11 protein-coding genes are annotated in these 10,971 nt (G+C 65.6%); 7 read left to right on the top strand and 4 right to left on the bottom strand.

Going from position 1 to position 10,971, the window contains the following annotated elements; all coding sequences use genetic code 11:
• Positions 1–133: 133 nt before the first annotated feature.
• Both E3T43_RS12945 and E3T43_RS12940 read right to left on the bottom strand, forming a co-directional pair.
• Positions 134–1,126, bottom strand: a complete 993-nt coding sequence (locus E3T43_RS12945) for a metallophosphoesterase (RefSeq protein WP_134472736.1) — start codon at positions 1,124–1,126, stop codon at positions 134–136.
• A complete protein-coding gene (locus E3T43_RS12940; protein ID WP_134472735.1) occupies positions 1,123–3,735 on the bottom strand; it encodes a transglycosylase domain-containing protein in 2,613 nt (870 codons plus the stop codon). The genes E3T43_RS12945 and E3T43_RS12940 overlap by 4 nt, the downstream gene beginning before the upstream one ends.
• A gap of 50 nt (positions 3,736–3,785) precedes the next feature.
• Here E3T43_RS12940 and E3T43_RS12935 point away from each other — a divergent pair, with 50 nt between their 5' ends.
• Positions 3,786–3,953 carry a DUF4177 domain-containing protein gene (locus E3T43_RS12935; protein ID WP_134441105.1) on the top strand — a complete coding sequence of 56 codons (168 nt, stop codon included), beginning with the start codon at positions 3,786–3,788 and terminating at the stop codon, positions 3,951–3,953.
• A 2-nt stretch (positions 3,954–3,955) separates the two neighbouring features.
• Positions 3,956–4,426 (top strand): RidA family protein, encoded by a 471-nt coding sequence (locus E3T43_RS12930; protein WP_092449738.1) that lies wholly within the window; start codon positions 3,956–3,958, stop codon positions 4,424–4,426.
• A gap of 214 nt (positions 4,427–4,640) precedes the next feature.
• On the opposite strand, the gene acs is transcribed toward E3T43_RS12930, so the two are convergent.
• Positions 4,641–6,617 (bottom strand): acetate--CoA ligase, encoded by a 1,977-nt coding sequence (gene acs, locus E3T43_RS12925; RefSeq protein ID WP_134472734.1) that lies wholly within the window; start codon positions 6,615–6,617, stop codon positions 4,641–4,643.
• Positions 6,618–7,119: 502 nt separating this feature from the next.
• On the opposite strand from acs, the gene E3T43_RS12920 reads away from it, so the two are divergent.
• From E3T43_RS12920 to E3T43_RS12900, 5 genes are all read left to right on the top strand, one after another.
• Positions 7,120–8,349 carry a TadA family conjugal transfer-associated ATPase gene (locus E3T43_RS12920; RefSeq protein WP_134472733.1) on the top strand — a complete coding sequence of 410 codons (1,230 nt, stop codon included), beginning with the start codon at positions 7,120–7,122 and terminating at the stop codon, positions 8,347–8,349.
• Positions 8,350–8,418: 69 nt separating this feature from the next.
• Positions 8,419–9,417, top strand: a complete 999-nt coding sequence (locus E3T43_RS12915; RefSeq protein ID WP_241978971.1) for a type II secretion system F family protein — start codon at positions 8,419–8,421, stop codon at positions 9,415–9,417.
• 111 nt (positions 9,418–9,528) lie between these two features.
• The gene (locus tag E3T43_RS12910; protein ID WP_241978970.1) at positions 9,529–9,816 is read left to right on the top strand and encodes a DUF4244 domain-containing protein; all 288 of its coding nucleotides are present in this window, start codon (positions 9,529–9,531) and stop codon (positions 9,814–9,816) included.
• 82 nt (positions 9,817–9,898) lie between these two features.
• Positions 9,899–10,234, top strand: a complete 336-nt coding sequence (locus E3T43_RS12905; protein WP_134472731.1) for a TadE family type IV pilus minor pilin — start codon at positions 9,899–9,901, stop codon at positions 10,232–10,234.
• Complete coding sequence (locus E3T43_RS12900; protein WP_134472730.1) at positions 10,231–10,689, top strand: Rv3654c family TadE-like protein; 459 nt, start codon at positions 10,231–10,233, stop codon at positions 10,687–10,689. Before E3T43_RS12905 ends, E3T43_RS12900 begins: the two co-directional genes overlap by 4 nt.
• On the opposite strand, the gene E3T43_RS12895 is transcribed toward E3T43_RS12900, so the two are convergent.
• Entirely contained in the window at positions 10,686–10,919 is a 234-nt protein-coding gene (locus E3T43_RS12895; protein ID WP_092449748.1) for a hypothetical protein, read from the bottom strand. The two genes, E3T43_RS12900 and E3T43_RS12895, sit on opposite strands and share 4 nt — an antisense overlap.
• Positions 10,920–10,971: the final 52 nt, after the last annotated feature.

The following is a 10,971-nucleotide window of genomic DNA, read 5'->3' as shown; positions in this document are numbered from 1 at the left end:
ACTCGCTATACGTAGGACCACTGACCATGACACCATCGTCGCAGCGAAAAGACCTGAAATATTTTTAAACCGCCGGAAACCGCAAAACCCACGCAGAAAAAACCTGACTAGTTACGCAGGTAGGCGGTAGGCCTTATCCAGCGCAAAGGGTCAGCAGGGTTGCCTCGGGTGGGCAAGCGAATCGAACTGGAGCGTAGATCGACGTGCCGAGGCCGGCCGAGACATTCAGAAAGGCGGTGCGCAGTCCGTGGTTCCAGGTGCTCAGGCCCTTCACCTGGCGGCGGGGAATGTCACAGTTGGTTACCAGCGCGCCGAAACCGGGCACGCAGACCTGCCCACCGTGGGTGTGCCCGGCCAGAATCAGCTGGGCGCCGTGATTCACGAACGAGTTCAACACCCGCTGGTACGGCGCGTGGGCGACGCCGATGGTCAGCGTGGAGCGCGGAGCCGCGGCTTCCTCCGGATCGGGCCAGACGTCGTCACCGAGGGGATCGTTGGCCCGCAGGTCATCGATCGCACGGGTGATCAGGTCAAGCCGGTCGCGCCCGATGTGCGGGTCGTCGACGCCGAAGAACTCTACGTGCGTGCCGTTCAGGTCGAGCGACTCGGCGGCATTGTTGATGTCCGTCCAGCCGAGACCGGCAAATACCCGGCGCAGCGCGTCGGTGTCGAGTTCCTCGCGGCGCACGTTGCGCCGGCTGGAGGGGCCGCCGAAATAGGTGAACGGGTTTTTCAGCTGTGGCCCGACATAGTCATTGGAACCGTTGACGAACACGCCGGGGATGCCTCGGAACGGTGCGAGGGCATATTCGATGCCGGTGACGCCGTTTTCATGCCCGAGGTTGTCGCCGGTGTCGACGACAAGATCAGGCTTCAGTGTGGCGAGGCTGCGCACCCACTCCTGCTTGTTTTTCTGCCACGGGGCCATGTGCAGGTCGGAGAGGTGCAGCACCCGAATGGGCGCTGACCCCGGTGCGAGCACCGGAACGCTCACCTCACGCAGCGTGAACCGGGTGCGCTCGACCAGTGCCCCCCAGGCGAAGGCGGCGAGGCCGACCGCGCCAGCAGCGACGAGGGACGTGCCGACGAGACGGCCACCACCGCCGAGGCCACGAGCCGCGGTCATTCGTCCTTCTTGTCGGTGCTGGCGTCCGCATTAGGGGCCGTGTATTTTCCGATGACAATCGTCACGGCGTCGCCGGTGCGACTGGCCGTTCCTTCGCCGGGCTGCACGGCGACAACCTTGCCGTCCTGTGCCTTGTCCGTTGTGATCTGTTCGGTTTTGGCCACCGTGAAACCGTACGGAGCGGCGGTGAGCGTGCTGCGGGCATCCGCTTCACTCTTGCCGATGACGGCCGGAATGGTGACGCCGGTGCCATCACTCGAGTAGGCGGTGATGCTGGCGCCACGAGTGGAGGAGGACCCGCCGGCCGGGTCGGTATCGGCCACGGTACCGGCCGGCATTTCGGAGCTCGTCACGCCGCCGTTGACAAACAGGAATCCGGCCGCCTCAATGGTGGACTCGGCATCGGCCATGGACTTGCCGCGCACGTCGGGTACCGGCACGGCAACCGCGTTGATCACGCTGGACGATGCCTCCGGAAAGTCGTCTCCGCCGTACTTCGCGTTGGCATTGGACATGACGATCGGCCAGATGCGGTGGCGTGCCGTGGCGGCATACTTACCCAACAGATTGCTCCGGCTGCTGCGTTGATTCTTCCAGTTGTTTCCACCCACATTGACCACGCCGACGACGGTGGCGACCTTGGTGCTGGCGCCGCTCATCCAGGTGTCCTTGGCACCGTCAGTCGTTCCGGTCTTACCGATCATAGGAAGGCGGGGAGACGTAGCGGAGTTGGACGCTGCAGCTGTGCCGCCGCTGCCCATGACCGTCTTCATGGCGTACTGCATACCCGCTGCAACGCCGGGTTCGACCGACTGCGTGCAGGTCGACGCGGGGATCGGCAGTTCGGTTCCATCGGTGCTGATGATTTTGGTGATGGCGACCTCGGTGCAGGTCATTCCGTTGTTGGCGATGCCGGCGAAAGCCACCGCCATGGTCAGCGGCGCGATCTCGTTGGTACCGATGACCGACGATGCACCCTGATCAAGGGCCTTCCCATCGGCCCGGTGCACGTTAAAGGTTTCGGCCGTCTTGCGAATGCCGCAAAGGTCCAGCTTTTTGGCCATGCCGATGAAACCCGTGTTGATCGAGCCGGTGGTGGACTGCAGGGCGGAATAGTTGGCGCCGCCCTCGTTGGCGTCGTTACGTGGGTTGAAGCGGCCGTCCCAGTTTTGCACACCTAGGCAACTGTCCTGAAAATCGCCCCAGTTGGCTTTGCGCCGTGAATCGACTCGCTCGGTCAACGCATGGCCTTCCTTGAGCCACTCGGCCAGGGTGAACACTTTGTAGGTTGACCCAGGCTGGAATCCGCCCGAACCGCCGTAGGCGAAGTCGGTGTTGTAGTTTACGCTCGTGTAGTTGGCGCCGGTGGCCTGAACCGCCGGGTCCTGGCTGTAGTCCTTGTTCTGAGTCATGACCAGCACGTTGCCCGTGCCGACCCCGACGCTGGTCACGACGCCGCCGACGTTCCAGTCGTTGTATGTCTTCGGTACGTTGGCGTTGAGCGCGGCCACGGCGGTGGCTTGAAGTTCGAGGTCGAGAGTTGTGTAAACGTCGAATCCGCCGCGGGTGAAGTTGTCGAGGCGTTCCTCTGCGGTCGCGCCGAAGGTCTCATTGTTCTTGAGCACCTTGGTCACGTAGTCGCAGAAGAAGGCGTTGTCGCCGGCGGTCTGGCAGCCGGTGCTGGGCACGGTGATGACGGGCTCGATCGGCGCGGCGACCGCGGCGTCGTAGTCGGCCTGGGCGATCTTGTCGTACTTGAGCATCTCGTTGAGAATGTAGTCGCGACGAAACTTATTGTCGGCGTAGCCGTTGGCCGCACCATTGGTTTCGCTGTCGGGGCGGTCGAGTTGAAACTTGACCGGGTTGTTCACGATCGCCACCAGACTGGCCGCCTGCGGCAGGGTGAGCAGGGCCGCGGTGGTGTTGAAATAGTAGTTGGCGGCGGCTTCGATGCCGTAGACCGATCCGCCATACCCGGCAATGTTCAGATAGCCGCGAAGAATGTCTGCTTTTTCGTACTTCTTCTCGATGCCGATGGCCAAACGCATTTCGCGCAGCTTGCGGTCAGCGGTCGGCTTGGTGGCATCGGAATAGCAGGCGTCGGCCTCGTCGGCGTCGGTCATCACCTCGCACTTTTGAATGAGCACGTTCTTCACGTACTGCTGCGTGATCGAGGAACCACCGCGAGTGTCACCGCCGGCCAGGGTCTGCACGGCACCGTTGAAGCTGGACTGAATGTCGACGCCGCCGTGCTCCATGAAGCGCGGGTCTTCACCGGCGATGGCGGCATCCTTGGCGAACTGGCTGATCGCGTCGGAGGCCACATCAACCCGGTTCTGCTCGTAGAACGAGGCGAGGAGTACTCGGGTGCCCACCGGGTCCGCGGCGTCGGTCGACGCGTAGATGTTGCTCTTCTGGGAGAGCCGATCTATGGAGAGGTACTCGGGCAGGCTGTCGAACACGTTGATCGTGTTCGTGGCGGCCATCCCGGACAGGGCAACGGCTGGGGCGACGGCGGCGGTCACGAGAATACCGGCGACGGCACTCATCCCGACGAGACCCAGGAGACCCCCCAGAGCCCCGCTCACGGTTCGATTTTTGGCAGACATAGACTTGAGCGTAAGCGACAAATCTGAAAGCCCGCCTCAATAGGAGTCACATGCCCGCCTGGGAGTACCTCACAACGCCGTTGATGATCCACAACACGGCCGCCATTCTGAACAACTGGGGCTCTGACGGGTGGGAACTCGTGCAGGTCGTACCCGGTCCAGAAGGTGGCCTCGTTGCCTACCTGAAACGCCCCCTCGCCGCCAAGGAAGGGGCATAGTCGTGTCGAAGATCGAAGCACGCCTGGCCGAACTGGGCCTTGAACTGCCCAGCGTCGTGCCGCCGGTCGCCGCCTACGTGCCCGCCGTGATCAGCAACGGTTTCGTCTACACCGCCGGCCAGCTGCCGATGGTTTCTGGCGCGCTGCCTGCTGCCGGCAAGGTCGGCGATGGCCACGGCCTGATCCCAGCGGCTGATGCTCAGGAGTATGCTCGCACCTGCGCGCTCAACGGCCTCGCCGCCATCAAGAGCGTGATCGGTTCGCTTGACCGCATCACCCAGGTGGTCAAGGTCACCGGCTTCGTCGCCTCCGATCCCGCGTTCACCGGCCAGCCGGCCGTGGTCAACGGTGCCTCGAATGTTCTGGTCGAGATCTTCGGCGACATCGGGCGTCACGCCCGCTCCGCCGTTGGTGTTGCGGTGCTGCCGCTCGATGCTCCGGTCGAGATCGAGTTCGTCGTCGCCTTCGCATAAGTACGTGTCCGGCGCGCCGGGCATCCGCTTTCGAAACGGATGCCCGTCCCGCGGTGGCGAATTCAGGAAAAATGCGACGGCGGCGTCCAGCGCGTCCCGCAATCGCGGGGTGCCGGCACACGGCTGACCCGGTTTTCCTGAATTAGCCACCGCAAAAAACTGAGGCCGCTCCCTGGTGGGGCGGCCTCAGTGGTTGAACGCGAGTTTGGCGCGGCTACTTCTTCTTCATCTGCGAAGTTATGGTGTTCATCACCATCGTGTCGGCGAGGGTCGTGACATCACCGACGTCGCGCCCCTCGGCCGCGTCGCGCAGCAGACGGCGCATGATCTTGCCGGAGCGGGTTTTCGGCAGCTCGTCGACGATGTAGATGTCGCGCGGGCGGGCGATCGCACCGATTTGCTGGGCGACGTGCTTGCGCAGAATGCCCACGATGTCTTCGTGCGAGGCGATTTCGGCCTGACTGAATTTGATCACCACGAACGCGACGACGGCCTGACCGGTCGTTTCGTCGGCGGCGCCGACCACGGCCGCTTCAGCGGTGAGCGAGTGCGCCACGAGCGAGGACTCGATCTCGGCGGTCGACAGGCGGTGCCCCGAGACGTTCATCACGTCGTCGACGCGCCCGAGCAGCCAGATGTCACCGTCGTGGTCGAGGCGGGCACCATCGCCGGCAAAGTACAGCGGGCCGTCCTTCGCGCCGGTGGTTCCCTCGAACTTGTCCCAGTAGGTCTCCTTGAAACGCTCCGGGTCGCCCCAGATGCCGCGGAGCATGGCGGGCCAGGGCTGGGTGACCACGAGGAGTCCGCCGTTGCCGTGGCCCACGTGCAGGCCGTCATCGTCGAGCACGTCGATGGTGATGCCCGGAACCGGAACCTGGGCCGCGCCCGGCTTGGTCTCTGTGAGACCAGCGAGGGCCGAGACCATGATCGATCCGGTCTCGGTCTGCCACCAGGTGTCAACGATGGGCGTGATGTTGCTGCCGATGACCTCGCGGTACCACATCCAGGCTTCGGGGTTGATTGGTTCACCGACCGAGCCGAGCACACGCAGGCTCGACAGGTCGAACTTCTGCGGAATCTGGCGGCCGAGCTTCATGAAGGTACGGATGGCCGTGGGCGCTGTATACAGAATCGAGACCTTGTATTTCTCGATAATTTCCCACCAGCGACCGGTGTGCGGAGAATCGGGGGTGCCTTCGTACAGCACTTGGGTGGCGCCGTTGGCGAGGGGGCCGTAGACGACGTAGCTGTGTCCGGTGATCCAGCCGACGTCGGCGGTGCACCAGTAAACATCCGTTTCGGGCTTGAGATCGAACACATTCTGGTGGGTGAACGCGTTCTGCGTGAGGTAGCCGCCGCTAGTGTGCAGGATGCCCTTGGGGGCGCCGGTCGTACCCGATGTATACAGAATGAACAGCGGGTTCTCGGCCGGGAAGGCCTCAGCCTCATGCTCGGGAGAGGCGGTCTCCATGGCATCGGACCACCAGATGTCGCGGTCGTTCCACTGCACGTCCTGGCCGGTGCGCTTGACCACGAGAACGTTCTTCACCGAGGAGTCGTTGGTCTGGAGGGCAGCGTCGACGGCCGGCTTCAGGGCGCTGATCTTGCCCTTGCGGTAGCCGCCGTCGGCCGTGATGACGAGCACGGCGTTGGCATCGTCGATGCGCGAGCGCAGGCTTTCGGCACTGAAACCACCGAAGATGACCGAGTGCACGGCGCCGATGCGGGCCACGGCAAGCATCGAAATCACCGCCTCCGGAATCATCGGGAGGTAGATGGCCACGCGTTCGCCGGCCTTGACGCCGAGGCCGAGCAGCACGTTGGCGGCCTTTTTGACCTCGATGGTGAGCTCGGCGTAGGTGTAGCTGCGGGAATCGCCGGGCTCGCCCTCGAAGTAGAGGGCGACGCGGTCGCCGTTACCGGCGAGAACGTGACGGTCCAGGCAGTTGTACGCGACGTTGAGTTCACCGTCTTCAAACCACTTGGCAAACGGCGGGTTGGACCAGTCGAGGGACTTGGTGAACGGCTTGTGCCAGTGCAGCAGATTGCGTGCCTGATCGGCCCAAAATGTGGCCGGGTCCTTCTGCGCTTCGGTGTACAGTTCCGATGTAGCTGCGGTCTCCGCTGCAAATTCCGGAGTGGGTGGGAATCGGCGCGATTCGTGGAGGAGGGTATCGATGTTGACCGTCATATTTGTAATTCGCTCCTTTGCGGTACGTGCATGCAGGACATTGCCAGCTCAACTGAACCCTACCGGTTCCGGGCCGATCTCTGTATACAGAGCGACTTTTTGAGCAACAGGAACCCCGAAATTAGATTCGAAATGGCAATTCTGTACGCCCCCAAGCGAGTGTCCTCTCTTTGGAGGACATTGGACTTGCAATTTGTCCCGGGCCGCGTAAACTAAACCACGTCTGGACGAAAGTTCTGACCAGCAAGACGCATGGTTCCCCCCAATCTGCGTGTTGCTAGGCGGCACCTGTTCCCCCCAATAGGTGCCGCCCCTTCTATTTAAATGCGCAGGTCGTCAGGCGCGGGTCGCTTGCGCGGCAGCTCATTTCAGGGCAGGTCGGGCTTGCCAGGCGCCCTGCGTGGGGCTGGTGCCGATCCTCCCCAAACGCGATCAGCAGCCGTTTCCCACCGATCCCGGCGGCGGCTTGGCGGCGCGCCCGGACCCGCTCTACGGTCGGAGCATGGTCCAGTCCTTCGTCGCCGTTCCGTCTTACGCCGTTCCGGGTGTCGCCGGTTCGTCTTGCGCCGGCGCGGTTGCGGCGTCGCCTGCGAATCCGAGCACCGCGTCGGGCACTCGACCGCTCGCTGCGCCGCAGCGAGCGCCGACTCCCCGGCATCGCACGGTGCCCACGGATGCCGTAGGTACCGTGCCGCAGGACAGCGCCGTTCAGTCGGCGGTCGCCGCTGGCGGGATCCCCGGCAGGATCGGCGCCGAACCGGCCTACAGCCCGACTCGCCCCGGGACCAACCGTTCCGACCTTCGGGCGCTCGGCCCGCTGGCCGGCTACGCCGAAGACCCTGAGACCACCGATCTGTTCGTCAACGGGGAATCCGGGCTGTGGATTGATGCCGGCCACGGCCTCGCCTTCGCACCGGCCTGGCAGCTCGGTGAGGCGGAGGTACGTGCTCTGGCCGTGCGGCTGATCGCCCTCGGCGGGCGACACATCGACGAGGCCAGTCCCTGCGTTGACGTTCGGCTGGCCGACGGCATTCGGGTGCACGCGGTACTGCCTCCGGTATCCAGCACGGGAACGCTCCTGTCGATTCGGCTTCCGCACGCCGCGCATCGCAGCCTCGGTGCGCTCGCGGACGCCGGCTTGTTCGGCGTGGGAGAGGCATCCGCTGCCCGGCTGAACCGACTGCGTGCGGCGGTGCGCGGTCGGCAGAACCTGCTCATCACCGGCGCGGCCGGCAGCGGAAAGACCACCCTGCTGGCCGCGCTGCTCGGCGAGGCACCGGCCGACGAGCGCATCGTCGCGATCGAAGACGTGGCCGAGCTGCGCATCCTGCATCCGCACGTGGTCGCGCTCGAGGCCAGGCAAGCCAATCTGGAGGGCGCCGGACGCATCGGCCTCGAGGCCCTGCTGCGTGAAGCTCTGCGCATGCGGCCGGATCGGCTCGTTCTGGGCGAGTGCCGCGGATCCGAGATTCGGGAGCTGCTCGCGGCGCTGAACACCGGGCACGATGGGGGAGCTGGCACCCTGCACGCGAATTCCCTCGACGATGTACCGGCCCGTCTGGAAGCCCTCGGGGCGCTCGCCGGCATGAGTGCGGCGGCCGTAGCCCGCCAAACGGTGAGCGCGATCGGGCTTGTGCTGCACCTGGAACGTACCGAGGGGGTGCGGCGGCTGGAGGCGGTCGGCCGGTTCACGCTCAATGGTCGGGACCGCCTGGCGATCGAGGCCCTGTGATGCGGCCAAGGGTAGCGATCGCGTGGTGCGATGTGCCTCTGCACACGGTCGCGAGGGGAGGATCCGCTCTTGCGGCACGGTGAATCGGTGCCGCCGATCGAGGAGGTCGCGGCGGTCACCCAACGGCTGGCCGTGCTGCTCTCGGCCGGCGTTTCTCCGGTCTCGGCCTGGGGCTATTTGTTACCGCCCTCGGGTGGCCTGCCGGCGGCAACGAGTCGTACCGTGCCACGCGCCGAATCGCCCGCGGCGGGCGGCGCGGAGACTGCGACCACGGGCATTCTGCGGGCTGCCGCTCGGGCTGCGGCCCGTGGCGACAGCGTGGCCGATGCGATCGCCGGGCAGGCACGCGGCGAGACCGAATCCGCCTGGCGGGGACTCGCTGCGGCCTGGCAGGTCGCCACCCAGGCCGGGGCACCACTGGCCGGTTGCCTGCGGGAACTCGCCGCGTCACTGCGTGACCTGGCGCAGGTGCAGCGCGACCTCGAGGTCGCGCTGGCCGCCCCGCGGGCGACGGCACGATTGGTCATGGTGCTGCCGGTGATCGGCATCCTCTTTGGCAGCCTGATGGGCTTCGACTCGGTGCACACGCTGTTCGCGACCGTGCCCGGGCTGCTCTGCCTGGCCGGCGGCGGTGTGCTCATGGCCGCCGCTGCGGGTTGGAGCCGCGCGCTGGTACACCGAGCGGCGCCGACCGAGCTGACTCCCGGTTTGCGACTCGAACTCATGGCCATTGCCATGTCCGGGGGCGGGTCGATCGATCGTTCCCGGGCGTTCGTGCACGCTGCGGCTGAGCGCTATGCGATTGGGTCTGGAGCGGAGTCGGGGGATGATCCAATCGAGCGGGTGCTTGACCTGTCGACTCGGGCGGGGGTTCCGGCAGCGGAATTGTTGCGCAGCGAAGCCGAACAAGTGCGACGGGATGCCCGAAGTGCGGGACAGCGTCGAGCCGGGACCCTCTCGGTGACGCTCATGCTGCCGCTCGGCCTGTGCGTTCTGCCCGCGTTCATGCTCGTCGGCGTCGTGCCACTGCTGCTCAGCGTGCTCTCCTCCACCCTCGCCACGTTCTGAGGCTGTGTACAGATCAGCGGATGCGTGCGGCCGCCACTTCCAGATCGGAGCAGAGTGAATGTGCTCGTGCCGCCCAACCCGCGTCGACAGACGCCAGAAGGAGACGAGCCTGTGTATACAAAGATCGGGTTAGTGGAAAAAGCGGTGCCTGTCGCGGTGGTGTCTGCCGACGTGGTGCTGGCCGAAACGGTGCCGGAGGAATCAGCGGCTAACACTGTGCTGCCTGCACGAAGTGCCCTGCGACGGCTGGCCGACGAGGCCGGAGCTGCCACCGCCGAATACGTGGTTGCCACGATGGCCGCGGTTGGCTTCGCCGGATTGCTCATCGTCATTCTGCGCAGCGACGAGGTGCGTGGGATGCTCACCGACCTGGTGCGCCGTGCACTCAGCCTCGGGTAGTCGAGGGCGAGCGCATTGGAGGCAGGCCTGGCCGAGCCGGTCCAGTCGGGCGAGTCGGGAAAATTGGGCCAACCGGTCAAGGATGAACGGTCAGGCGAATCGGGGCAGTATCACGGCCGAGTTCGCCACCGCGCTGCCGGCCGTTGTGCTCGTGCTGGCCTGCTGCCTGGGCGCAGTGCAGGTCGTCGGGGTGCAGGTGCGGTTGACGGATGCCGCCGCCACCGCGGCGCGGGTCCTGTCCCGCGGCGACAGTGTGGCCCGCGCAGCGGCGCTCGTCGCCGGTGCAGTGTCGGGAGCCGGCCTGGCGGCGGAACGACGCGGCGAATTCGTCTGCGCCCGAGTCACCGCGACCGGATCTGGTCTGTTCGCGGAGCTCACCCTCGAAGCGCGTTCCTGCGCCCTCGCCGGTGGCCAGTGAGCGCGGGCGGGCGGCGGGGCGGGTCCGAGCGGGGGGCAGGCTCGATCCTCGCGATCGCGGTGCTCGGTGCCACCGTGCTGCTGACGACCCTCGTTGTGTCCACCCTCGCGCTGCTCGCGGTCGGCCGGTCCGTCGCGAATGCCGCTGACGCGGCCGCGCTCGCTGCGGCCGACACCGCATCCGGGGCAATCGCGGGCTATCCCTGCCCAGCGGCGGATGCCGTCGCCGCACTCAACGAGGTGGCCGTAACCCGCTGCGCGGTGACCGGGCTGCTCGCATCCGTTTCGGTGAGTCGCACGGTTCTGGGCATCGAGCTCTCGGCGAGCGCACGGGCCGGGCCGCCGCCGGAGTCTGCACTGCCGGAGGCTGCACTGCCGGAGGCTGCACCGCCTGAAACTCAGCCGCCTGAAACTCAGCCGCCTGAAACTCAGCCGCCCGAAGGCGACCCCACCTAAGAGAGCAGAACCTCGAGGTACCGGTACTCGACCGCCGTAGGACGACCGGAGTCGGAGCCCTCGAACTCCCGGCCGGCACCACGCGCATAGAGGTATCGTTTGCCAGCGTCGGCCGGAATCTCAATGCGCGGTTGCGGATCGCCTGAATCGAGGAAGGTCGTCGTGATTGTCTTGCCCTGGAGGGGGCCATCCGTCAACATCGCGGTGTATGTGGCCGTCATTGTACCCATGGGTCTATTCTGCACTCTGGCTTACAAACGGCAAGGGTATCGAGCCGACACG

The sequence above is a fragment of the Cryobacterium sp. Hh7 genome (assembly GCF_004403155.1).
Lineage (GTDB): Bacteria > Actinomycetota > Actinomycetes > Actinomycetales > Microbacteriaceae > Cryobacterium > Cryobacterium levicorallinum.
Note: the sequence above shows the minus strand (reverse complement) of the source record. Positions and strands in the feature narration are given on the sequence as shown.